Source organism: Bacillus sp. NH11B (assembly GCF_001884205.1).
GTDB classification, from domain to species: Bacteria; Bacillota; Bacilli; order Bacillales; family Bacillaceae_G; genus Bacillus_A; species Bacillus_A proteolyticus.
The window spans coordinates 1-25,139 of the sequence record NZ_MAOG01000014.1 but is presented as its reverse complement, the minus strand read 5'-3'; the positions used below and the strand labels follow the sequence as shown (position 1 = coordinate 25,139).

Annotated in this window: 21 protein-coding genes and 2 pseudogenes; 17 read left to right on the top strand and 6 right to left on the bottom strand. The window is 33.3% G+C overall.

All coding sequences use genetic code 11. The features are described 5' to 3' along the window. Window positions 1-6: 6 nt before the first annotated feature. The 4 genes from BAU27_RS02170 (at window position 7) to BAU27_RS02155 (ending at window position 2,795) form a co-directional block, all read left to right on the top strand. Entirely contained in the window at window positions 7-1,308 is a 1,302-nt protein-coding gene (locus BAU27_RS02170) for a pyrimidine-nucleoside phosphorylase (RefSeq protein WP_071770003.1), read from the top strand. A 33-nt stretch (window positions 1,309-1,341) separates the two neighbouring features. After that, window positions 1,342-1,737 (top strand): cytidine deaminase, encoded by a 396-nt coding sequence (locus BAU27_RS02165; RefSeq protein WP_000358534.1) that lies wholly within the window; start codon window positions 1,342-1,344, stop codon window positions 1,735-1,737. Between the two features lie 164 nt (window positions 1,738-1,901). After that, the gene (locus tag BAU27_RS02160; protein WP_071745721.1) at window positions 1,902-2,297 is read left to right on the top strand and encodes a DUF2871 domain-containing protein; all 396 of its coding nucleotides are present in this window, start codon (window positions 1,902-1,904) and stop codon (window positions 2,295-2,297) included. A gap of 15 nt (window positions 2,298-2,312) precedes the next feature. Then, window positions 2,313-2,795: a CcdC family protein gene (locus tag BAU27_RS02155; protein ID WP_071770002.1), complete on the top strand. Its 483-nt coding sequence runs from the start codon at window positions 2,313-2,315 to the stop codon at window positions 2,793-2,795. A 47-nt stretch (window positions 2,796-2,842) separates the two neighbouring features. Here the strand turns inward: BAU27_RS02155 and BAU27_RS02150 are convergent, their stop codons facing one another. After that, entirely contained in the window at window positions 2,843-3,073 is a 231-nt protein-coding gene (locus tag BAU27_RS02150; RefSeq protein WP_071745719.1) for a DUF896 domain-containing protein, read from the bottom strand. Between the two features lie 191 nt (window positions 3,074-3,264). On the opposite strand from BAU27_RS02150, the gene BAU27_RS02145 reads away from it, so the two are divergent. Further along, a complete protein-coding gene (locus BAU27_RS02145; protein WP_071770001.1) occupies window positions 3,265-4,548 on the top strand; it encodes an aminopeptidase P family protein in 1,284 nt (427 codons plus the stop codon). Between the two features lie 103 nt (window positions 4,549-4,651). On the opposite strand, the gene BAU27_RS02140 is transcribed toward BAU27_RS02145, so the two are convergent. Beyond that, entirely contained in the window at window positions 4,652-5,287 is a 636-nt protein-coding gene (locus BAU27_RS02140; RefSeq protein WP_071745717.1) for a pentapeptide repeat-containing protein, read from the bottom strand. Window positions 5,288-5,491: 204 nt separating this feature from the next. Between BAU27_RS02140 and BAU27_RS02135 the strand changes: the two genes are divergently transcribed. Continuing rightward, window positions 5,492-7,132: a multicopper oxidase family protein gene (locus BAU27_RS02135; protein ID WP_071770000.1), complete on the top strand. Its 1,641-nt coding sequence runs from the start codon at window positions 5,492-5,494 to the stop codon at window positions 7,130-7,132. A 51-nt stretch (window positions 7,133-7,183) separates the two neighbouring features. Here the strand turns inward: BAU27_RS02135 and BAU27_RS02130 are convergent, their stop codons facing one another. Continuing rightward, a complete protein-coding gene (locus BAU27_RS02130) occupies window positions 7,184-7,729 on the bottom strand; it encodes a hypothetical protein (protein ID WP_071769999.1) in 546 nt (181 codons plus the stop codon). A gap of 437 nt (window positions 7,730-8,166) precedes the next feature. Between BAU27_RS02130 and topB the strand changes: the two genes are divergently transcribed. Then, window positions 8,167-10,311: a DNA topoisomerase III gene (gene topB, locus BAU27_RS02125; protein WP_071769998.1), complete on the top strand. Its 2,145-nt coding sequence runs from the start codon at window positions 8,167-8,169 to the stop codon at window positions 10,309-10,311. A gap of 487 nt (window positions 10,312-10,798) precedes the next feature. On the opposite strand, the gene BAU27_RS02120 is transcribed toward topB, so the two are convergent. After that, window positions 10,799-11,467: a YczE/YyaS/YitT family protein gene (locus BAU27_RS02120; RefSeq protein WP_071769997.1), complete on the bottom strand. Its 669-nt coding sequence runs from the start codon at window positions 11,465-11,467 to the stop codon at window positions 10,799-10,801. A 138-nt stretch (window positions 11,468-11,605) separates the two neighbouring features. On the opposite strand from BAU27_RS02120, the gene BAU27_RS02115 reads away from it, so the two are divergent. Both BAU27_RS02115 and BAU27_RS02110 read left to right on the top strand, forming a co-directional pair. Next, window positions 11,606-12,481 (top strand): LysR family transcriptional regulator, encoded by an 876-nt coding sequence (locus BAU27_RS02115; protein ID WP_071769996.1) that lies wholly within the window; start codon window positions 11,606-11,608, stop codon window positions 12,479-12,481. Window positions 12,482-12,876: 395 nt separating this feature from the next. Further along, on the top strand, window positions 12,877-14,124 hold the full coding sequence (locus tag BAU27_RS02110) for a DUF4153 domain-containing protein (RefSeq protein WP_071769995.1): 1,248 nt from the start codon (window positions 12,877-12,879) through the stop codon (window positions 14,122-14,124). Window positions 14,125-14,325: 201 nt separating this feature from the next. Here BAU27_RS02110 and BAU27_RS02105 read toward each other — a convergent pair whose 3' ends face one another. After that, a complete protein-coding gene (locus BAU27_RS02105) occupies window positions 14,326-15,291 on the bottom strand; it encodes an arsenic resistance protein (protein ID WP_071745710.1) in 966 nt (321 codons plus the stop codon). Window positions 15,292-15,603: 312 nt separating this feature from the next. On the opposite strand from BAU27_RS02105, the gene BAU27_RS02100 reads away from it, so the two are divergent. The 7 genes and pseudogenes from BAU27_RS02100 to BAU27_RS02070 all read left to right on the top strand — a co-directional run bounded on the left by BAU27_RS02100 (window position 15,604) and on the right by BAU27_RS02070 (window position 22,565). Then, entirely contained in the window at window positions 15,604-16,296 is a 693-nt protein-coding gene (locus BAU27_RS02100; protein ID WP_071745709.1) for an FMN-dependent NADH-azoreductase, read from the top strand. A gap of 237 nt (window positions 16,297-16,533) precedes the next feature. Beyond that, window positions 16,534-17,892: a branched-chain amino acid transport system II carrier protein gene (brnQ, locus tag BAU27_RS02095; protein ID WP_071769994.1), complete on the top strand. Its 1,359-nt coding sequence runs from the start codon at window positions 16,534-16,536 to the stop codon at window positions 17,890-17,892. Window positions 17,893-17,977: 85 nt separating this feature from the next. Then, window positions 17,978-18,397: a VOC family protein gene (locus BAU27_RS02090; protein WP_000750834.1), complete on the top strand. Its 420-nt coding sequence runs from the start codon at window positions 17,978-17,980 to the stop codon at window positions 18,395-18,397. 248 nt (window positions 18,398-18,645) lie between these two features. Then, window positions 18,646-19,659: a CgeB family protein gene (locus BAU27_RS02085; protein ID WP_071769993.1), complete on the top strand. Its 1,014-nt coding sequence runs from the start codon at window positions 18,646-18,648 to the stop codon at window positions 19,657-19,659. Between the two features lie 36 nt (window positions 19,660-19,695). Beyond that, a pseudogene (locus BAU27_RS02080) lies at window positions 19,696-19,827 on the top strand (glyoxalase); the annotation flags it as partial. A 433-nt stretch (window positions 19,828-20,260) separates the two neighbouring features. After that, window positions 20,261-21,910, top strand: a complete 1,650-nt coding sequence (locus tag BAU27_RS02075) for a copper resistance CopC/CopD family protein (RefSeq protein WP_071769992.1) — start codon at window positions 20,261-20,263, stop codon at window positions 21,908-21,910. Window positions 21,911-21,944: 34 nt separating this feature from the next. Continuing rightward, entirely contained in the window at window positions 21,945-22,565 is a 621-nt protein-coding gene (locus tag BAU27_RS02070; RefSeq protein WP_071769991.1) for a YcnI family copper-binding membrane protein, read from the top strand. Window positions 22,566-23,091: 526 nt separating this feature from the next. Here the strand turns inward: BAU27_RS02070 and BAU27_RS02065 are convergent. Beyond that, the gene (locus BAU27_RS02065) at window positions 23,092-24,285 is read right to left on the bottom strand and encodes a NupC/NupG family nucleoside CNT transporter (protein WP_071745704.1); all 1,194 of its coding nucleotides are present in this window, start codon (window positions 24,283-24,285) and stop codon (window positions 23,092-23,094) included. Between the two features lie 145 nt (window positions 24,286-24,430). Between BAU27_RS02065 and BAU27_RS32690 the strand changes: the two are divergent. Next, a pseudogene (locus BAU27_RS32690) lies at window positions 24,431-24,886 on the top strand (tyrosine-type recombinase/integrase); the annotation flags it as partial. Between the last annotated feature and the right edge of the window lie 253 nt (window positions 24,887-25,139).

Sequence of the window (25,139 nt, the reverse complement as noted above, 5' to 3'; positions counted from 1 at the left end):
ATTATAATGAGAATGGTAGATATTATTGCGAAAAAACGTGATGGAAAAGAATTAACGACTGAAGAAATCAAATTCTTTATTAATGGATATACAGACGGAAGTATTCCTGATTATCAAGTGAGTGCACTTGCAATGGCAATTTTCTTTAAAGATATGACAGATCGTGAACGTGCAGATTTAACAATGGCAATGGTTGAGTCTGGAGAAACGATTGATTTATCAGCAATTGAAGGAATTAAAGTAGACAAACATTCAACTGGCGGTGTTGGTGATACAACAACATTAGTATTAGGACCATTAGTAGCTGCTTTAGATGTACCAGTAGCAAAAATGTCTGGTCGTGGTTTAGGACATACAGGCGGAACAATTGATAAATTAGAAGCGGTAGAAGGATTCCACGTTGAGATTACGAACGAGCAATTCATTGATATTGTAAACCGCGACAAAGTAGCTGTTATCGGACAAACAGGAAACTTAACACCTGCAGATAAAAAGATTTATGCATTGCGTGACGTCACAGGAACAGTAAACTCAATTCCTTTAATCGCAAGTTCAATTATGAGTAAAAAAATTGCAGCTGGTGCTGACGCGATCGTACTTGATGTAAAAACAGGTGCTGGCGCATTTATGAAAACAGAAGAAGATGCAAAAGAATTAGCACATGCAATGGTACGTATCGGAAATAATGTTGGACGTCAAACGATGGCTGTTATTTCAGATATGTCACAGCCTCTTGGTTTTGCGATTGGTAATGCTCTTGAAGTGAAAGAAGCAATCGATACATTAAAAGGCGAAGGTCCAGAAGATTTAACAGAATTAGTACTTGTATTAGGAAGTCAAATGGTTGTACTTGCGAAAAAAGCTAATACATTAGAAGAAGCTCGTGAAATGTTAATTGAAGTTATGAAAAACGGAAAAGCAACTGAGAAATTTAAAGAGTTCTTAAGCAATCAAGGTGGAGATAGCTCGATTGTAGATCATCCAGAAAAAATGCCACAAGCGAAATATGTAATTGATGTACCTGCTAAAACTTCAGGTGTTATTTCTAACATTGTTGCAGATGAAATCGGTATCGCAGCTATGCTACTTGGTGCTGGTCGTGCGACAAAAGAAGATGAAATCGATTTAGCAGTAGGATTAATGTTACGTAAAAAAGTTGGCGATGCAGTAAAAGAAGGCGAGCCATTCATAACAATTTACGCAAATCGTGAAAATGTAGAAGATGTAAAAGCTAAAATTTATGAAAACATTTCTATCGCTGAAACAGCAGTGGCTCCTAAATTAGTTCATACAGTTATTACTGATTAATCATAATTACAGTTACTTTGAGGAGGAAATAATATGGATAAGAAAAAATATATTGAAGAAGCGAATAAGATGTTATCAAAAGCGTATATTCCGTATTCAAAATTTCCTGTTGGCGCAGCATTAGTTACGAAAGAAGGTAAAATTTATACTGGTTGTAATATAGAAAATGCTTCTTACGGTTTATGTAACTGTGCAGAAAGAACGGCAATCTTTAAAGCAGTATCAGAAGGTGAGCGCGATTTTAGTTACTTAGTCATTACAGGCGAAACGGATGGACCTATTTCACCATGTGGTGCTTGTAGACAAGTAATTGCTGAGTTCTGTGATCCGAAAATGCCTGTATTACTAACGAATGTAAAAGGTGATGAAAAAGAAGTGACGGTTGAACAGTTATTGCCGGGTGCTTTCACAATTGAAGATTTAAAATAAGTAAAAGCCATTCCACAAGGAAAAGTTGTGGAATGGCTTTTTTGTTTTTAAAAAATAGAATGTAACATTCTGTTCATATTCCGTTCATAAACATTACGTAAAATAATTGCAGCGGATATGGAAAACGACGATATGAATTGTCGTTCTACAGCAGGAGGAATATAATGAAGAAATTATATAATGCAGCATTCATTTACTTAATTATTGGTTTATTATCAGGTGTATTTGCAAGAGAGTATACAAAAGCACAAGGAATTAAAGGATCTACTATGTTACAGCTAGTGCATACGCATGTATTAGTATTAGGATTCATATTCTTTTTGGTTGCATTAGCTTTATTTAAAGTGTTTCATGTACAAGAAACAAAAAGCTTTCACGCATGGTTTATTGTTTATAATGCAGGATTAATTTTTACTATCACTACAATGGTATTTAGAGGTCTTCTACAAGTAAACGGAACTGACTTTAACGGTTTAAGCCATATGACTGGATTAGCTCATGTCATTATAAGTATCGGGCTCGTTTGGTTTATGATTTTGCTTAAAAAGTCTTTTAAATAGATAGGAGTGGAGAATATGAATATAGCCCTTTTATCAAGTATCGTAGCAGTTTGTATGGCTGTTGGAGTAATGTTTCTACGTTTTAAAGCAGCGAAAAAACCGGTAACGAAAAAGAAAATTATATTACCGCCAATTTTTATGAGTACTGGTGCAATGATGTACTTCTTACCGGAATTTAGGTTAACATCGTTAGAAATAGGAGAGGCAATTATCATAGGGCTTATTTTCTCTATATTTCTTATTAAAACAACTAAGTTCGAATTAAGAGACGAACAAATATATATGAAACCGTCTAAAGCATTTATATTTATTTTAGTTGGGCTATTAGCTGTACGAGTAGCATTGAAATCATATTTAAGTCAATCGATTGATTTAGCACAGTTAAGTGGAATGTTTTTCTTACTCGCATTTGCGATGATCGTATCGTGGAGAATTGCGATGTATCGCTCGTATGTTAAATTAGAAAAGACAATAAAAAGAGCTGGAATTTCTATATAGAAATTTCAGCTCTTTTTATGTTTTATTGAACTTCTTTAGCGCGGAACTCATTTGCTTAATTTTAAACGTATTTGAGCATCTTGTAATGCAACTGGTGTAACGTTAAGACCTTTTGGATCAACAATTTTTGTATTTAATAAAATAGAATCTAGGCTTCCGCGAAATGTTTTTGTATAGTTTTGACGCAACATTTGTTGTTCTTGTTTTTCATCAACCGTTAATCCAGATGTTCTTTCTTTTTTTGATAATTCGTTAATACGGAATAAAATTTTTTGCATTTGTTTTCACCTCTAGTTAAATTTAATTAAATTAGTTACTTACTAATTTATAGTTATTTTAACGTGTAATTTTTATTATGTCAACACCATCTAAAAAGGTTAATAATTGACGAAAAATTATAACAATAATAGAATGAATTGTATTGGATAATTAGTTTGAAAAACATACATAGAACATTAGGGGGATTATTATGAAGTCAACATTTTTTACTCAAAATAGAGAACGATTAGCGAAAACATTACATGATGAATCTATTACTATTTTATTTGCTGGACAGGCACCTCATATGTCAGCTGATGCACATTATAAATTTGTGCCGAATCGAAATTTTTACTACTTAACGGGAATTGATGAGCCGAATGTTATTTTCATGTTGAAAAAGTTTGGAAATAGTATAGAAGAAACTCTTTTCATTGAAAAATCAGATCCAGTGCTTGAAAAATGGGTTGGAAAAACAGTGTCTAAAGAAGATGCAGAACAAATTTCAGGCATAAAAAAAGTTGTATATATAGAAAGCTTTGAAAAGACAATGGCAAATACACTTTTCGCAGAAAATGTGAAACATGTGTATTTAGATTTAGAGTGTCGTGAGTGGAAGGGTACTGAAACGAAAACTTTAGCGTTTGCTAAACATGTAAGAGAACAATATCCACACGTTTTAATTGGTAATGTATACCCGAATATTTGTGAATTACGAGTGTTTAAAACAGAGGAAGAAATTGAAATTATTAAAGGAGCAATTGCTGTAACGAAAGAGGGTATTTATAATGTGCTGAAGCATGCAAAATCGGATGTGATGGAATTTGAATTAGAAGCACATTTTGATTTTACACTAAAATCATCTGGAATTAAGCATCATGCGTTCAATACAATTTTGGCAAGCGGTAAAAATGCCACAGTCCTTCATTATGAAGACAATGATGCACAAATTCAAAATGGCGATTTAGTACTGCTTGATTTAGGTGCTCAAAAAGACTACTACAATGCTGATATTAGTTATACATTCCCAGCGAGTGGAGCATTTTCTAGTCGCCAAAAACAAATATATAATATCGTATTAAAAGCATTAAAAGAAACAACAGAGATTATTAAGCCGGGAGTAAAGTTTGCTGCATTAAATGAGCATACAAAAAAAGTACTAGCAGAAGAGTGTAAAGAAATTGGTTTAATTCAAGAAGACGAAGAGTTATCAAAATACTATTATCATGGTGTTAGCCACTTCCTTGGTTTAGATACGCATGATGTAGGAACATACAAAGATAGAGTGTTAGAAGAAGGTATGGTTATTACGATAGAACCGGGCCTTTACATCGAGGGCGAATCAATTGGTATTCGTATTGAAGATGACATTCTTGTAACGAAAGACGGGTATGAAAACTTGTCAAAAGATATCATTAGAGAAGTTGAAGAAATCGAAGAGTTTATGAGCGAAAATAATGAACATATAAAGGGAAATCAGGCCGTAGTTAAATAATAAGAAAAAAGGTAAGCACTAATGTATTTGAACTTTATCTCGAATCGTGGACACTTAAAAAAGCCCATGATTCGGGATAGAGTTCGGCGCTACCTTCGAAATACTAATCTTTAATCACTAATCCCAATAAAGTTGCGAACTGAACAGCTTGATATGTTGATACTTTACATCCTCTTAAATCGTTCACTGAAACTGTAAGTGTATCAAAATTAGAAGAACTAATATCTATCCCCTTCAGTGATGTTTGATCAAAATTAGCTTCGTCAAGGCTACATAATTGGAATTCAACTTTTTTTAGTTTACAGTCAAAGAAATCCGCATTATTTAATGAAGTTTCATTAAATATAATTTTTTCTAGTTTAGAATTTCCAAATGCCGCTAAATTCAAAATTGAATTCTCAAATTTAACATTTCCTAAGCTAGATTCTGTAAAATTAACCCCAATTAATTTACTATTTTTAAATTCAACTCTGTGAACAGAAGAATTGCTTAAATTAACATTTGATAAATCGCAGTTTTCAAAACAAACATCTGTAATATCGATATTGCTAAAGTCTGTATTAGTGAACTTACAATTCTTTATCACTACATTATATAATCGCACTCTATCTAAAGATTCATTTTCGAAAGTGGAGTCTATAATTTCACACATTTCTAATGTAGGATCTTCTTCATAAAAAATATCTTGAAAATTCTTTGAAGATAACTCTGGTGAAATTTTTGGTCTATCAATTTTCATAGTATATCAATCCTCTTCTTTTTAATATATAAGTGTATTTCAGGTTTAGTGAATTTTCGAAAGGAACATTAGTTCTCATTATACACAATCCTACGTTTTTTTGTGAAGAGCCTTTTAGTTACTTTTTTATTTAATTACATCTCCTTATTTTCTTGAAAATCGTTTTTTATAATGATTTTGAAAAAGAAAAAGGAGGAGTTTTCGATGAAAAGATTTGTATTAACAGCAGTTACAGTCTCCGTAATATCTTTAATTGCTGCATGTTCTGCGACCACAAATACAACAAAAGATCATAAAAATATGAACGATAAAAAAACAACACAGACTGAGACGGCTACAAAGCCATTGAAAGTTGTAAAAGGACCAGAAGTTACTTTAGTAGCGAAAGAAGAAAAACAAAAGCTAAGTAGCGGTGTTATTGTTCCAGTCTGGACATTTAATGGTTCATCCCCAGGCCCAAAAATTAGGGTGAAAAAAGGTGAAAAGGTTAAAGTGACATTAAAAAATGAATTACCTACGCCAGTATCTATTCATTGGCATGGGTATCCTGTCCCAAATAACATGGATGGAATTCCAGGCGTGACACAAGATGCGGTTGAATCAGGAAAAAGTTTCACCTATGAATTTGAAGCAAACGTACCAGGAACGTATTGGTATCATTCACATCAAGATTCTGTAAATCAACTAGATAGAGGCTTGTATGGTGCTCTTATTGTAGAGGATACAAATGAAAAGTATGATAAAGATTACACATTAATGTTAGATGAATGGGTAACAGATAAAGAAGAAATTAATAAGCAGTTAAAAGAAATGACAAAAGGGCCAACAGGTAATAAATCTAAGAGTAATGAAAATACGAAAAAGAATGATGATATGAAAGGCATGGATCATTCCGGTATGGACATGGGCAGTGATAAAAAAGACTCTGGTAATATGGCAGGCATGGATCATGGAAATATGAAGATGGAAGGTCATGATATGAGTATGTATGACTTATTCACAATCAATGGTAAAAGCGGTGATTTAGTAGAGCCATTAAAAGTGAATAAGGGGGATAAAGTTCGTCTTCGACTCGTTAATTCGGGTTATCTATCACATGATATACACGTTCACGGTCATGATATAAAAGTAATTGCAACAGATGGTCAACCAATTAATGATCCAAAAGTTATAAAAGACAAAGTAATTTCAATTGCACCGGGTGAACGTTATGATGTTGAATTTACCGCTAACAATTTTGGGAAATGGTACGTTGAAGACCATTCAGAAAATAAGGGTGCAAAAGGAATGAAAGCTGTTATTGAATATGAAGGTAGTAAAGAGATGAACGATAAAGGAAACGAAAAAGAAAAACTACCAAAATTAGATATGACGAAATATGGTGCGAAAAAATTAGGTAGTTTCACGTTAGACCAGCAGTATACTGCCACATTTAATATGGACTTGAATACGCAAATGAATGGAAATGAAATGGTATATACAATAAACGGAAAAGTATTTCCGGATATTGATCCAATTCCAGTGAAAAAGGGTGACTTAGTAAAAGTAAAATTGGTAAATCAATCTAAAATGGACGATCATCCGATGCATTTACATGGTCATTTCTTCCAGGTATTGAGTAAAGATGGAAAACCGATAGAAGGTTCTCCAATTGTTAAAGATACATTGAACTTAAAACCGGGAGAAGAATATGAAGTAGCCTTTGTAGCAGATAATCCGGGTGATTGGATGTTCCACTGTCATGATTTACATCATGCTTCCGCGGGGATGGTAACAGAAGTGAAATATACAGATTATAAATCTGATTATGTTCCAAACCCAAGCATTCCTAATAAGCCAGAATAAAATGAAGCAGTTATCCTATGGATAGCTGCTTATTAATTTTCGGTGCAAGTGTCAATGTATATGTCGATCATGCCCGGGTGAAGGTGGGGGAGTATAATCTGGGAATGTCACGAATACGGCAACGATAATTACTACACTAATTGAAAGTAATAACAAAAAACGCCGTTGGATAAAAGTAGAAAAGGTGTCTGATAAAAGCTGAATCATACATGACATAGTTATCGTTATAGTAAGTAAAAGACTAATAAAGAGTATACTATGGGCTTGTTGAGCGTTTAGCATTTCTGTAATCATTGCTCCCATCATACTTGCCATTAATCCAGAGAACATTCCTTCTAGGGCAGTATACAGGTGAAAACGTAGACCGACTAAAAAACCGATAAAACCACTAATCAAAATAGCAAGCAAAGTAGAATATAGTAATTCTCCTTTCAAGAGAATCCCTAAATAAAAACCGATACTTAAACCGATACTCATACTAAAAGACATAATAAATACCATATACTCCATTAGGGTACCCTTACGTTTAGAAATATATGATGTGATAATAATCGAGATACAACAAAGTGTTAAGGCAGTTAACGTATAAGCAAACATCATGATACCTCCCTGTCCTATCATTCACTTCATCATATGTTTAAATGGAGAGTACTTATGCTAATATATATCTGCAAATTATCTGCACAATTTAAAAAAGGTAAGTTCAATATAATTCTCAGATAATGATGGTTATCTTAGTAGACGATGCTCCATAAGGGATTGTTGTATTTTAGATTTTATAGAATATATGGAAGTAAATAGTAGTTGGTAAAAAAGACGCTCGATTTTGAGCGTCTTTTTTGTCTATGAGCATGTGAAAGAAATTGTTATATAATGAGTTTCTATTGTGAAGCCATAAAGAATAAGCGTATAATATTATAGGTCTCCCATTTGTGAGGCAAACCGCGAATGATAAATAAGATGGTTGTTTTATCAGCGCTTCTAAACATATATACAATGAAAGTAACACTGGAATACAGATAGGGAGTTATAAAATGAAATTAATCTTAGCCGAGAAACCAGATCAAGGTTTGGCTCTTGTTTCACAGTTTAAATATCGCCGGAAAGATGGATATTTAGAAGTAGAAGCGAATGAGTTATTTCCAAATGGAGCGTACTGTACATGGGCAATTGGTCATTTGACGCAGTTATGTAATCCAGAACATTATCACGCTGAGTGGAAGAAATGGTCACTTAATACATTACCGATGATTCCAGAGCGTTTTCAGTTTGAGGTAACAAAGTCAAAGTATAAGCAATTTAACGTTGTGAAACAGCTGTTACATAATCCTCAGGTGACAGAAATTATTCACGCGGGCGATGCTGGGCGTGAAGGGGAACTGATCGTACGAAACATTATTAATCTTTGCAACGTGCAAAAGCCAATGAAGCGTCTTTGGATCTCATCTTTAACGAAGCAAGCAATTTATCAAGGGTTTAAAAACTTACTTGATGAAGCGGATACGATTAATACGTATTACGAAGCATATACAAGATCATGTGCTGACTGGGTCGTTGGTATGAATGCATCGCGTGTCTTTAGCATTTTGCTAAAGAAAAAGGGAATGAATGATGTGTTTTCCGCTGGTCGTGTACAAACACCAACATTAGCACTCATCGTAAAGCGTGAGAAAGAAATTGAGAACTTTAAGTCAGAGCCGTTTTGGGAAGTGTTCGCAACCTTTAATATAGAAGGAAAGAAGTATGAGGGGAAATGGGAGAAAGATAATGAGTCCCGCCTAAATGATCCTGATTTGGCAAATAAAATTGCAGCGTTTTGTCAAAACAAACCGGCTGTAGTAAAAGAAATGAAAACGGAGCGTAAAGAGTTTCAGCCACCGTTTTTATTTAATTTATCAGCACTGCAAGCGACAGCGAATAAAGCTTTTAAATTTTCACCGAAAAAGACGCTTGATATAACACAAGCACTATATCAAAAAGGGATAGTTTCTTATCCACGTTCAGATTCTAACTATGTTACACAAGGAGAAGCAGCGACGTTCCCTGATATTTTACAGAAGTTAAGTCAGTTTGATGAATATAAAGGCTTATTGCCAGCACCAATTGAATCAATTATGAATAACAAGCGTTATGTGAATGAAAAGAAAGTTACAGATCACTACGCAATTATTCCGACAGAACAAGTTACAAACCCAAGTAAATTATCGGGTGATGAAAAGAAAATTTACGATATGATTGTAAGAAGACTTATTGCGGCGCATTATGAAGTAGCAATCTTTGACTACACAACAATTACAACTCTTGTAGACGAACGTGCTGCGTTCATTTCGAAAGGAAAACAGCAAATTCAAGAAGGTTGGCGTAAAGTTATTTTCCAAGACGATAAAGATGACGAAACGATTCTTCCAATTGTAGCTGAAGGTGAACAAGGCAAAGTTGTAAAGGTGAAAGTGAAAGAAGGAAAAACACAGCCACCGAAGCGTTATACGGAAGGACAACTTATTACGCTAATGAAAACGGCAGGTAAGTATTTAGAGAATGAAGAGCTGGAGAAAGTATTAAAGAAAACAGAAGGTTTAGGTACTGAGGCAACTCGCGCTGGAATTATTACGATGCTGAAAGACCGTAAATATATTGATGTGCAGAAAAACCAAGTGTATGCAACCGATAAAGGTAAAGTTTTAATTACAGCAATCGGCGACAAAATACTAGCTTCACCGGAAATGACTGCAAAATGGGAACAACGTCTTGCGGAAATTGGTGAAGGTACCGCTTCACCAGCTACATTTATGGAACAAACGAAAAAGTTATCAGCTAAAATTATTGAAGACGCGGTTGAAATGTCGGAGAAATGGGATTTCACTGGATTACATGTTGAATCGATTGAGCGAAAAGGATCGAAATTTACAACTGGTAAAAAGGTTGGAAGTTGTAAAAAATGCGATGGTGATGTAATTGATAAATCTACGTTTTACGGTTGTTCCAATTACAATACAACACAATGTGACTTTACCATTTCGAAGAAAATATTAAGTAAAACAATTTCGCAAAAGAATATGACAAAGCTCTTAAAAGGTGAAAAGACCGATTTAATTAAAGGTTTTAAAAAAGGCGAGAAAACGTTTGATGCGAAGTTAGAGTGGAAAGATAATAAGATTAATTTTGTGTTTGAGAATTAATAGTGTCAACAAATAAAAAAGTGCTTTACTGAATAAAAAAATCCTTTCCAAAGTAAAAGGTTATGTAACAGGTTAGGTTTGAAAAAAATATTGATATAATAGAAAAAGCATGACAATTTTATGTCATGCTTTTTTATTTTATAATTACAGACTTTTGTGTACTAATACTAAAAATTATTTAAAATAATTGTTTGAAAAGATAGTATGAAATAGTGTTAAGTAGCAATAAAGTTATTTAATTTACAATAAAGTCTTTTGAAAAATAAAAAAGTTGTTCAAAGATTCTTCTTTAACTAAAAGGCAGGTTAGTTTTAATACAATGTTTGTTTTATCATTTAACCAAAGTGATAGAAGGTCGAAGAAAAGGCAGTAATAAAGAAGTGCCATTCCTAATGTGGACTGGCACTTGGTAAGGTGCAAAATTCATTATTTGATTTCGGCTGAGGAATTTGATTCATCTATTTTTCCTGTACTTTATTATGATTCCTTAAGCAGCCTTCTCTGTTTTAAATACCCATTGTTGAAGAGTTGGTTGATAATACGGTATCATCCACCCTAAAATTTTGCCGATAAAATAGGCGGCAATTAGTGTACCGATTCCGATTGAGCCTAATGATTGAATGAAAACTATACAAATTGCACCGGCCACACAAATGTTTATTAAATCGCTCAAAATTTTTGCTTTACCGAATTTCAAATTGAATTTTTCACTAATTGCATAAGTTAACGCATCATACGGCATTAATGGCAGTTTCGCTGTTGTATAGCCCATTAGACCGACCGCTATAACAAATAAACTAACAATCAAATATACACTTCGAGCAAAGATAGTTTCAGGTGCAGGGAAAAGTTGTACAAGGAAGAGCGTTGCATCCATGAAAAACCCAAATAAAAACGAAATAATGAATTGACTCACAAATTCATTTAACTCCATTCGTTTACTTAATATCACTTGAATAATAATGTATAAAACATTTGCAAGCGCCATTGTCACACCAACCGATAAACCAATCGTTAGCGTACTTGCATATGCTAATGATGACACAGGTGATACACCAAATCCTGCTTGAATCGACATGCTAATGCCAATCGACATAAAAAATAACCCGAGCACGTATAAGGTGATGCGCTTCAAGGTTCTGTTCCGATGATTCATAGTATCTCTCACTTTCTAGTTAATATTATCAATATAAAGACTATAGCTATACAATTAAATATAACGCCAAATTCGACATATGAAAAATATATATATGATAAACTAATCATATCAAAAAACATATAACGGAGAGATACAATGGATTTCAGGCAATTATATTACTTTAAAGAAATTGTGAAACAAGGAAGCATATCTAAAGCAGCAGAAGTGCTCCATATCGCGCAGCCACCACTTAGTCAATTATTAAAAAAGCTTGAAAATGATCTTGGCACAACTTTAATTCATCGATATCGTCAAAAATGGGAGCTTACAGAAACAGGTGAAATACTATACCAATATGCCAATCAAATGCTAATGCAAATTCAAGATGTAAAGCAGCAAATTCAAGAAATTGAACAAGGTATAGGAGGAACAGTAAGTATCGGTGTATCGTCTACATGTTCGAATATGCTCATTGACTATGTTAGTATGTTTAGAACACAATACCCAAATGTTAAAATAAACATAGTAACTGGAAATTCAGAAGAATTATTAAAAAGACTAGAGCAAAGAGAAATTGATGTTGCCTTACTTTTACGATTGGGTAATAGTGAACAATATGAGATGAAAATATTAAAAAAACAACCAACCGCTGTGATTATTCCAACAAGTTGGGCAACATCGTTTTCATCACAGCATGTGACGATTGAACAGATTGCCCAGTTCCCATTCATTATGCTAGGAGCAATGGAAGGACTCTCCTTCAATGAAGACCTCTTCAAAGTGTTTGATGAACATCAAGTCAAGCCAAATATCATTATCGAGTGTAAAGATATAAGGATGGTTGTAGCACTTGTTAGTAGAGGACTAGGATTATCCGTTATTCCAAGTATGGATTACACATCACCATTTTTAGAACATACAACGCTTTTTGAATTGAAACAATTTGATTTTCATCTAGAGCCTGTAATAGTAAAATTAAAAGACCAACGAATTTCCAAAGTAGCATCTCAATTTTGGGAAATGGTTGATTAGGAGATGTGGACAAAGCAAAAATGGCCTTTAATCAAGTAATATAGACATCGTCCGAAGAATTGAGTCGGAATAAAAAAGTTCTTTACTTGAGGAAGTTTTAAAACTGACTGTAGTTATATAAATAAAAGATAAAAAAGCTCCTGCTCGAGTGAAAGGTGCTATAACAGATTAAGTTTGAAAAAATAATGATAGAAAAGAAAAAGCATGACACTTTTATGTCATGCTTTTTTATTTTTACTTAAAACAAAATATACAACAAAAATATTATACAAAACAATAAAAATTTATTGTAAAACAATAAAAAATATAATAAAATCAAAATCAGAATAAATAAGTGAGGTGCTTTTTATGGAAAAAGTAACAGCGTTGTTTTTAAAATTAGAGGAGGTATAACTATGGAAATTAACAAATTAATTATTGAAAATATGGATAACCCTCATGAGCTGGAGAGAATGTATAGAAAAGACCCGAAAGCTTTTAAAAGATCATTCTCACAAGCATGGGCCCAAAACCCTGATTCTCAGGTACTAGCTGCTTGGTATGAAAGATTGCATTTCAAGGAGACGGCAAATAAAGAAAAAATATCGCTGTTTCAAAAAGGTTTCTTATTCATGGGCATGTTAGCTATTCTAGCTGGGCTAAGCACTAGAATCATTTTCCACTTTGTCGAGCAGGAAGCAATTGCTCCAATTAACCTGGCTTTTGGTATAATTCCCTTTATTGCTGCTTATTTTGTTTACAATAATACTCCGAAAAAAAGTATTATTTATTCCCTTGTAGCGTTGTTCCTAATTTCCGGGTTGTATCTTAATATGTTGCCATTAAATTATAAAGACAGCAGTATCCTTGCGTATTTACATCTTCCTATATTGTTATGGGTCTTATTGGGACTTGCGTTTACGGGAAATGAATATTCAAAAGGCAGTACAAGATTAGCTTATATTAAATTTAATTTAGAATATTGTCTTCTCTACGCGAGTATGGCAGTGAGTGGAATGGTACTAGCAGTATTCACCATGCGGTTATTTAGCTTTGTTGACTTGGATATAGGAGAATTCTATTTTAGTAATGTTGTTTTATTTGGAGCTGCCGCTCTCGCTGTAGTGGCTGCATACTTAGTATCAATGAATCTTAAACTTGCTAAGAATATTACACCATACATATCTAAAATTTTTAGTCCTCTCGTCCTGATAACATTGTTGATTTATCTTATAACGGTTATATTGGTCGGAAAAAATCCATTCTTGGACCGCAATTTCCTGATGGCCTTCAATGGAATACTCCTTGGTGTATTGGCCGTTACCATATTTTCCATTGTTGAGAGCGACTCAGACGAGAAAAAGAACATTTCAGATTATATAAATTTTGTTTTAATTGTTCTTGCGCTTATCATTGACAGTGTTGCTTTGTCAGCAATCGTGTTCAGACTTTCTTCTTATGGGATTACGCCTAATAGACTTGCTATTTTAGGAGTAAACATACTTATCTGGGCAAATCTAATTTGGATTATGTTCTCCTATATGCGTTTTCTGCAAAATAAATCTGGACCTACAACTATCCAAGATGCCGTTACTAAGTATTTGCCAGTCTACGGATTTTGGGCAGCTTTCGTTATATTTACTTTTCCTATAATTTTTAATTAGAAAGGATCTGTTAATGTAACGATAAATTTGTTAAAAGAGGGTGATAGCTTGATGTCATCCTCTTCAGCTTCTATTCTATTTATTATAATTGGTATTATTACGTTTGTAGTTTCGGTTATTTCATTTGTATTGATAAATAAGAAATAAGTGTTGTATGTAATTTTCAATAATAAAAAACGTCCCATAATGGGACGTTTTTTATTATGCGTATTGCCGTTTTTTCTTAATAAGTAACAACACTTGTGAAACACAAGCAAGTACTGGCAACTCAATCAACGGGCCAATAACGAGTGCAAGTGCGATAAGAGGCTCATCTGGAAAAGCAGTTACAGCGATAGCGAGTGCAACAGGTGAGTTTCTCGCTAACGTTGTTAAGCTTAGGCTGACAGTGTCTTCATAGGATAAATACATCATACGTCCTACAAACTGTCCTAGTATAAAGTTAATCATGAAGAACAGTAATACTGGTATAAGTAACAATAAAACAACATTCATATTTTGTAATAAGTACTTACCTTGTGATGCAAACATCGCTACAATTGCTAAACTTAAAAATACAATTTGGGCAGAGCTGAAAAACGGAATGATTTTATTCTCGAGTGCTTCAGCTTTTTTCATTTTATTCATAATGAATTTTGTAGCATGTGCAAGTAAAAATGGTAAGACGATTACGATAACAATACTTTCTACTAAAACAGAAACCGCTACAGTCTTCATTACACCAGCAAATAAAAACAAATAAATTGGCAGCAATAATACTTGTAAAATTAAATTTACCGGTAAAATTGATGTAGATAATGCGACGTTACCTTTTGCGATCTCTGTGAAAATTAAATACCAATCTGTACACGGAGTAACCATTAACATAATAAAGCCAACCCAAAGAGCTGGGTGATCTGAAAGAAATAATGCACCTAATCCCCAAGCGAGCAAAGGTGTCCATATAAAGTTAATGCCTAGGCTTGTTCCAGCGAATTTTAAGTTGCGGAATCCATTTTTTATATCCTTTAATGGAATGCTGAGGAATAATCCGTAAAGCATTAAAAATAAGAAGGGAACAATAAATTTTTCCGAATACATATGTATCATATTAAATTGTCCTAATATAACCCCGAATATAACGGCTGCAAGAATGATAAAGGTTTGAATCTTTTCTAAAGTACTCATTAATTAATCCTCTCTATAGATGAATTTCTCTTTCTAGTTGTATTATACAAGGTATTTCACTTATGTGTTTTTGAATTGATCATTTTGACTGAGGAAATATATTTATTAAATGTTTTTAATTCGAGATTTTTTTATTTTTAAAAAGTTACTTGACTAAAGTAAGTGACTGTATTACAATCACTTACATAAGGTAATTAAATAACAAAAAGTTTTAATTTACTTAGGTTAAGGTATCTATTAGAACTTTTTATTAGAATAAGAATTTTTATGATGATGAATAATGAATATGATGAGAAAGTTTAGGTGAAGAAAATGGGATTATTTAGCTCATTATTTGGTAAAAAAGAAGAAAATACAAATGTAGAGGAGAATAAAACTATGTCAAAAGTATTATTTGTAAAAGCGAACGATCGTCCAGCGGAGCAAGCAATTAGTTCAAAGATGTATGAAACATTTGTAAGTGCTTATAAGGAAGCAAATCCGAATACAGAAATTACGGAGTTAGATTTATTTGCATTAGATCTTCCGTATTACGGAAATATCGCTATTTCAGGTGGATATAAACGTAGTCAAGGAATGGAGATAACAGCTGAAGAAGAGAAGGCAGTTGCTACAGTAGATAAATATTTAAATCAATTTTTAGAGGCTGATAAAGTAGTATTTGCATTCCCATTATGGAACTTTACAGTACCAGCACCATTAATTACTTACATTTCATATCTTTCTCAAGCTGGAAAAACGTTTAAATATACAGCAAACGGCCCAGAAGGTTTAGTTGGTGATAAGAAAGTAGTTGTATTGGGTGCTCGCGGTTCAGATTACTCTTCAGAACAAATGGCTCCTATGGAAATGGCTGTTAATTATGTGACAAACGTACTTGGGTTCTGGGGAATTACAAATCCAGAGACAGTTGTAATTGAAGGGCATAATCAATATCCAGATCGCTCACAACAAATTGTTGAAGAAGGTTTAGAAAACGTTAAAAAAGTAGCTGCGAAATTTTAATTAATTATAGTAAATGGAAAAACCAACATGGATGACCATGTTGGTTTTTTAGTCTATTTTCTATGTTAAAAAATGTATATTTATAAAATGAATGAAAAGTTTGAAAATAGTATTGCAAAATATTATATATCAAACTATAATGAGTTTAAGAATAGTTGATACTTAAATTAAATATTCAGAAAATTCAATTAGTTAAAATTGGAAATGAGATAAGGAAATTTGAATGGGGGTTATATTATGGCGAATAAAGTACCGTTTTCGTTCATAGTAGTTATCGGATTAATGTTATTTGCACTATTTTTTGGAGCAGGAAATTTAATATTCCCAGCGATGCTTGGTCAATCGGCAGGAGAGAATGTATGGGTTGCTAACGCTGGATTTTTAGTAACAGGTGTTGGATTACCATTATTAGGTGTATTAGCATTTGGTTTTTCAGGTAAAGATGATTTACAGTCATTAGCAAGTCGAGCTCACCCGGTATTCGGGATTGTGTTTACGACAGTTTTATACTTAGCGATCGGTCCGTTATTTGCAATACCTAGAACGGGAAATGTTTCTTATGAAATTGGTCTTAAGCCATTTATGCCAGAGGGATTAGGTTCTACACCTTTAATTCTTTTCACTATTATATTCTTTAGCATTACTTGTTTTTTTTCGCTAAATCCTGCGAAAATTGTCGATATTGTTGGAAAAATATTAACACCAATTAAATTAACATTCATCGGTATTTTAGTAATCGTTGCTTTTATTCATCCAATTGGCGATATGCAAGCACCGGCTGAAGGCTATACAACACATGCATTCTTTAAAGGTTTCCAAGAAGGATACTTAACGATGGATACGCTCGCATCGTTTGTATTCGGAATCATCATCATTAATGCAATTAAAGAAAAAGGTGCAAAAACGAAAAAACAAATTATGGTTGTTTGCGCAAAAGCGACGATCATTGCAGCATCTATTTTAGCGATTATATATACAGCTCTTTCTTATATGGGAGCTTCAAGTGTTGCGAAGCTTGGGCATTTAGAGAATGGCGGAGAAGTATTAGCGAAAGTTTCTAACTACTATTTCGGATCATATGGCGGAGTATTATTAGGGTTAATGATTACAGTAGCTTGTTTAACAACTAGTGTGGGACTTGTATCAGCATGTTCTTCATTCTTCCATAAGTTATTCCCAAATGTTCCTTACAAAGCAATTGCAATTACGTTGTGTGTGTTTAGTGCAATTGTTGCAAATGTAGGATTAACACAATTAATCGCAGTTTCTGTTCCAGTATTAACAGCAATTTATCCACTTGCAATCGTGTTGATTTTCTTAACATTCTTCCACTCATTATTCAAAGGAAGAGCTGAAGTTTATCAAGTGAGTTTAATCGTAACATTTATCATCAGCTTATTTGACGGATTAAGTGCAGCTGGAGTTAACATTGAAGTAGTAAACCAAGTGTTCACGAAATTCCTTCCGATGCAGGAAGTAGGTTTAGGGTGGATCTTCCCAGCGATTATCGGTGGATTTATCGGGTACGGTATTAGTGTTCTAAAAGTGAAAAATCAAGTTCAACCAGCAGCTAGAGCGAATAAGAAAATAGGTTAAATATAAAAAGTTATAGACTTGTTTCTATAACTTTTTTTGTTACTATTAATAAGGATAGAAAAAATAAAGTAGTAGGGGAAATAGAATGAAAAAAACAATTGATCATATCGGCATCGCAGTTCGAGATATAGATAGTACGATACGTTTTTATGAAAAGGTATTGTTAGGAACTTTAATAGATCGTTACGTAAGTGAGGCACCAGGCGTTGAAAGTGAAGTGGCTATTCTTGAAGTAGACGGCGATAGAATTGAATTACTTGCGCCTACGAATAATACGACATCTCCAATAGCCCGATTTATTAAACAAAAAGGTAAAGGCGTTCATCACGTTGCGTATCGTGTAGATGATTTAGATGTAGCTTTAGAAGAGTTAAAAGAACAAGGTATTCGAACGTTAGAACATACACTTCGAATGAATAAACATGGTAGACGATTAATTTACCTTAACCCAGCAGATACTGAAGGGACAATTATTGAGTATTGTGATTATCCGGAAGAGAAATAAAAGAAGTATATTTTTGAGAAAGGTGTTACGTACTAACGTAGCACCTTTAAATATATGTATTTGTGTGGAGTAACAAAAAAGTTATACATTTTATAAGAAAGTCATATCTTATACTAAGATGAAAATTAGCTGATTATTCTCCTTTTCCATAGCAACATGTTAAAGGGGAATAGTAGTTTGTAACCAACTATATATTTTTAGGCAATTAATATAAATAGTTAATTTCATGTATTGGAGAGTGGCTATCTGTGGAGATTTCAAATAGTGCTGAAAATTATAACGTATTATTTGTTAAATCTGGTGCTTCTGTATATTTTCCGGTGCTAGAGGAATCTATATTTAATAGTTTGAAAAAAGCAATTGGTAATGTAACGATGGTAACATACGAAAACTTAGTGAAAACAGCTTTAAAGATACAACCGTCTCTCATTATTGTATTCCATGGTTTTGAAGAAGGGATAACTAAGGGGATACAAGAATTAAAGCAATATAAATTTAAGACTGCACTCTGGCTTACAGATGATCCTTACTTTACAGATGTGACGAAAAACTTAGTGCTTGATTATGATTATGTTTTTACACAAGATACAGGATGTATTGATTTTTATAAAGATTTAGGCTGTGATAATGTATATTACTTGCCTTTAGCGGCCGAACCACCTTTATATACGCCGATACTTACGGAAGAGGAATACGCATTTGATATTAGTTTCATAGGGACTGCTTTTGATAATCGGCTCGCGTTTATTGATTCAATTGCAGAGTACTTAGTGACTAAAAACACTCTAATTATAGGATGTAATTGGGATAGACTAAAAAGTTATGAGTTATTGAAGGATAAAATTTTACTTTTACCATTTTTGGTTTATAAAAATAGCATGGGATATTACAAAAAAAGTAAAATTAACATTAATATACATCGTTCGATAGAGGATTTAACATTTAATATAAATAAAGTAAAAATAAATGCTTGTTCCATTAATAATCGTACATTCGAAATAGCTAGTACAGGTGCTTTTCAAATGACGGATATTCGTTCAGACTTGGAAAAGTGCTATATTCCAGGGGCACAAATTGAGACATTTACTTCATCGGCTGATTTTATAGAGAAAGCAGAAAGATATTTAGTGAATCCGGCACAAAGAAAGAAAATTGCGATGGAAGGACTTAAGAGAACGCTAATCGAACATACATATGATAAAAGGGTAAAACAGTTGTTAAAAATAATTGAAAGTAACCCTAAAAAAGAAAATGAAATTTAAAAATAGGGAAAGGATATGTTGAAACACAACATATTTAAAGAACAAGGTATTCGAGCGTTAGAGCATATACTTCGAATGAATAAACATAGCAGAAGATTAATATATCTTGACCCGGCAGATACAGAAGGAACAATCATTGAGTACTGTGATTATCCAGAAGAGAAATAAAAGAAGGATATTTTTTTTAAAGGTGTTACGTACTAACGTACCACCTTTTTATTTATCCCGCTATTTGTGGGCAGTAAGACTCCCACCTCAAAAGCTGGCGAATGGGAGGGAGTTAGGTGGGGGATGGACAAAAAACCCACTGATTAAAGTTTCACTTTATGTATTTCACATTTTCTTCACAAATGATTCACGATAACTTTTCTTTTTTAGAAACTTACAAAAATATATTTTGTGCTATAATAATAATCGACTTTAAAAATATAAGTAATGTCTATGAGGATAGTTACTATTATATTAGAAGTATAGAGGTGAGGAATTAATAGAGAGTGATACTATATAGATCCTTATACTTAATCAGGTTAATAGTTTAGCGGAGAATGAAATTCAAGAAGTAAAGTAATGAAAGTGTAGTGACGAAAAAGAAAGAAGTGAAATGAGTGTGAAAGTAAAAAGAAGGTTAGGGGCATGGCTATTAATTGCATGCGTTTTTATCATATTAATACCAAAAAGTGCATCTGCTCATGCGTATGTTGTAAAATCAAACCCTACGGAAAATGAAACATTAAAGAAAGCACCACCTGTTGTGAAAATTGAATTTGATGAGGATATACAAGTTTCACATTTTAATACATTGTTTGTAAGAGATTCCTCAGGTAAAAGAGTAGATATAAAAGATGCTCATATAGATAAAAGTAATAAAAAATTATTAGAAGCTGGCTTAAAAGAGAATCTCAAAAATGGTCTCTATTCTATTCAGTGGAAAGCTATTTCAGCTGATGGACATCCAATTCAAGGAGTTATTCCGTTCCGTATTGGGTCAGCAGAAGCGGGAACAGATGATATAAAAGTAGAAGAGATGGGCTATGTTCCGAAAATCGATATGATTGTGGAACGCGGAATTTTATATACAAGTTTTTCTCTATTTATCGGTGTTCTATTATTTAATCTTATCCTTTATAAAGGAAGTGAAAGTCAAGTTCAGTCGAGGAGTAAGAAAATAATATGGATATCATTATTTGGTATATTCATTAGTTTACTTTTCAATTTACCATTGCAAGCGAAAATAAATGCTGATGTTTCATGGCTAGAAGCATTCGATCCTTTATTATTAAAAGAAACATTACAGCTATCTGTTTTTGGTTATGTATGGATCACTCAAATGGCTCTTATTAGTATGCTTATAATTGTTACATATTTTGTGATGAAGCGTGAAAAGCTTTCGTCTTTTAAAGTATGGAGCATTCCAATACTATTATTTATTGGGTTACTTGTTATGAAAGCCTTCAATAGTCATGCATATGGATTAAAGTTTAAAGAAATTGCTGTCGTTATGGACTTTCTACATTTATTTGCAGCTTCATTATGGGTTGGTGGTCTATCATCGATTATTCTTCTTTTACGTAAAGAGGATGGTAAGTGGGCTATGTATTGGGATGCGATTAAGCGTTTTTCACCATGGGCAACAGGTACTGTCATAGTGATTTTATTAACAGGTCTTTTTAACAGTACATTTTTTATTCCAACGATCCATTCACTATTTGATACGAAGTATGGATTAGCCTTATTAGCAAAGATACTTTTATTCGTTTGTATGGGTATATTGGGAATTATTCATTATGTGAAAGGGAGAATGCGAGCGCAGCAAAGGTTAGGAGCTACGGTGAAAGTAGAGTTTATCATTGGAGTTATCGTTTTCATAATCGTGGCCTTTATGACAAACGTACAAACCCCGCCGATGCCTTCTACTGGACCTTTCACAGAGAGTAAACAATTAGATAATGGATATGAACTTACTCTAAATGTAAGTCCTAATAAGGTAGGACAAAATACATTCCATATTACTTTAAAGGATGAGAACGGACAGCCAGTTACTGATATGGAACAAATTATATTGACCACACAATCGTTAGATATGAATATGGGCAAAGGTTCATTTAAAGTTTCGGCAGTTTCACCAGGAGAATATGAAGCGGAAGGCATGTATATTAACATGACAGGAAACTGGAATATACATGTTCATGGATTAACAAAATCTCTTGATAGCTTCGATATAGATTATAAATTTATTGTAGGTGGCAGGTAAAGAGACGTTATAGATGAAAAGGAGTTAATAGAAAATGAAGCGTATAAAAAAAATAGGAACAACAATGATAGCAACAATAATTGCGATGGGGATTTTTTCGTTACCTGTTAGTGCTCACGTAACTGTGAAACCAGCCACTTCGGATGTTAACTCATGGGAGACTTACACAATAAAGGTACCAGTTGAAAAGAATGTGGCAACGACCAAAGTCACACTGAAAATACCATCTGGAGTCGAGTTTCAACAGTATGAGCCAGTGCCAGGATGGAAAGTGGAAGAACAAAAAGATACAGCTGGAAAAGTTAAAACTGTAATATGGGAAGCAACAGGAGAGGGGATTGCACCTGGTCAGTTCCAACGATTTACTTTCGTTGCTAAAAACCCAGATAAAGAACAAAAAATAGCTTGGGATGCATATCAACAATATAAAGACGGAGAAATTGTTGAATGGACAGGCGACGAGAAAGCAGAGAAACCACATTCACTTACTGCAATTACAAAAGGTACGTCACTTACAGGAGAACATGATGAAGTATCTAGTGTGGAGAAAAATGAAGGTACAAGTAATATGCAAACAATAGCAATTGTCTTATCCATTTTGGCAATTGTATCGTCAGTGAGTACTTGTATTTTTATAGTACGTCGTAAAAAATAGGCAATATTGAAAGGTCTCATTGAAAGTAATGAGACCTTTGTTAATTAATATTAGAGATTAAGCAGCCCCGAGGGGGATGCGTGTTTGAAGTGTTAAAATTAAATAATTTCTTGTATTTTCTGTTCTTTACTTTTTAGAGATGCCCATAAACGAACCAGCATTGTTTCAGGGTGGCGTGACAAGAAATTGGAGGAGAAATATTGGGAAATAAAAAATTGACATTCGTATTATCCATAATCTATGCATTAGCACTTATTTGGTTAGTTCTTTTTAAATTACAGTTTTCTTTTGATCAAATAGATAGGGTACGAGTAATTAATATGATTCCACTACTGACTGCAGGAACAATTTTTTGCTAACTCAAATGGCTAATTCAAATCCTGCGTGCTCACTGAGATAGACTCCCTCACTTTCCTTGAGGAGGGAGTCTTCTTGGCTAAAAAGATAAAGGGGACAGATTTCCTGATGCCTTGCACTGTGTACATAAATTTCATCCGTAAGGGTGTTAAGTATCTTCGATATTCATTTACCATACAAAAAGCCCCACAAGCATAGCGCTTAATAAAGAAACAGCCATTCCACTAACAAGAAGCTTCCAAACATTCTTACCGATAATTGATGATTTTTCTTCGCCAAATAATGAATTGTAAGATCCATAAATCATGCCCACTGTACTAAAGTTAGCAAAAGAGGCTAGAAATGTTGTTGCAACTGCAATAGTATGCGGATGTAACGAGTTTAGGTGTGATTTTAAATCCATCATTGCAACAAATTCATTCGTTGTTATTTTTATCCCCATTAACTCAGCAACATACATAGCATCACTGCCTGATACACCGAGTAAAAAAGCGAAGGGACTAAAGATAATAGAGAAGATTTTTTGAATTGTTAAACCTGTTACAAAAAAACTTAAAATCCCATTTAAACATGCTGTTAATGCTACATATCCAATTACCATGGCTAAAATAACAATAACCATATTCATCCCAACTAACATACTGTTTGAAATGGTAGAAAAGAAATCTTTTTTTTCATTTTTTGAAGGTGAATAAATAATATCTTCTTCTTTAGTGACTTCTATAGGATTTAAAACATTGGCTAAAATTAATGCGTTAATACAGTTTAAAGGAATGGCGCTGAAAATATATGTTGCTGGAACCATTGATAGATAAGCACCAAGAATGGAACCGCTGACGCTACTCATACTCATAATTCCAAAAGTCAACAAACGATTTTCTTTTAAAACAGATAATTGATCACGAACAACTGCAAGTGCTTCCGTGTTTCCTAAAAACATCATTTGAATGGAAAAGAAGCTTTCTAACTTTGGTAAACGAGAAATCTTTGAAATGATTGCACCTACTTTATCGATAATCCAAGTTAAGATTCCAAAATAAGAAAGAATATCAAAAAAAGTGATAACAAAAATGATAGGAAGTAATGCGCTAAAGAAGAAGTCAATTGTTTGATTTTCCATAGCTGAAGGAAATGCAAATCGAATACCTTCATTCGCACATGATAGTAGCCAACTGAAAAATGACGCAATTTTATTAATTATGATACTACCCAATTTGGTACCTAACATAAACCATGTAATAAAAAGTTCCAATATTATTAGAATACTGATTGGTCTCCATTTTATTTTTCTTTTATTAGGCGAACATAGGAAAACGAATAATATTACAATGAAAATCCCTAAAATATTTAATATGAAATTCATGTCAACAACTCCTTGAGCTTTATTATTTGTATATAAAAAAGCTCTTATTCTTCATACTTTGGCTAATGAACAGAAGTATGAAGAAAAGGAGAGGAACGGAAAATTGATGGTCTATAAACATCCCAATACAACGAGAGAAATTATATCATTATTTGAATTTTTGTATTCTACGGGCTGCCGTATTGGAGAAGTCGTAAAACTGAATCGTGATGATATTAACTTCTCAACGAATCATTGTACATGGGAAAGGTGATAAAGAAAGGGAAGTATACTTTAATACTGGTTGCACTATTTGGTTAAAAAGGTATCTAGATGAAAGAGATGATGAGGAGCCTTGTTTATTACGGGAAAAAGGCTCAAAAGACGTATAAGTATTGATAACCTAAGATTTATTATCAAACGTATATCAAATTGTACTGGGATTAAATAGAGTATTCATCCTCATCAATTACGTCACAGCTATGCTACATATATGATTAACAACGATGCGCCACTTGAAGTAATAAAAAGCTTACTTGGTCATAAGAAGAATGAAACCACGAGAATATTTGCTCAGCTGAGCGGAAAGTTGAGACGCAATTTTTATATTAAATATTTTTGAAAGCTACTGAAATTAATCTTTAATCAAAATCGAGGGATGCATATAAAAAGACGTATCTTTTTGAAGTGGACCATTTTGTTGGAAAATTAAATTCCTATTATTTTGTTGTGGTAAATAAGTAGAATAGGTCGTGAATATACTGTGGGGATGTTAAGGCTTTAATTAGGATAGGAGTGAGTAAGCAATTATGATACAAACGATGAGCGTCCTTATTTCTGGTGCAAGCATTGCCGGCCCGGCACTCGCTTACTGG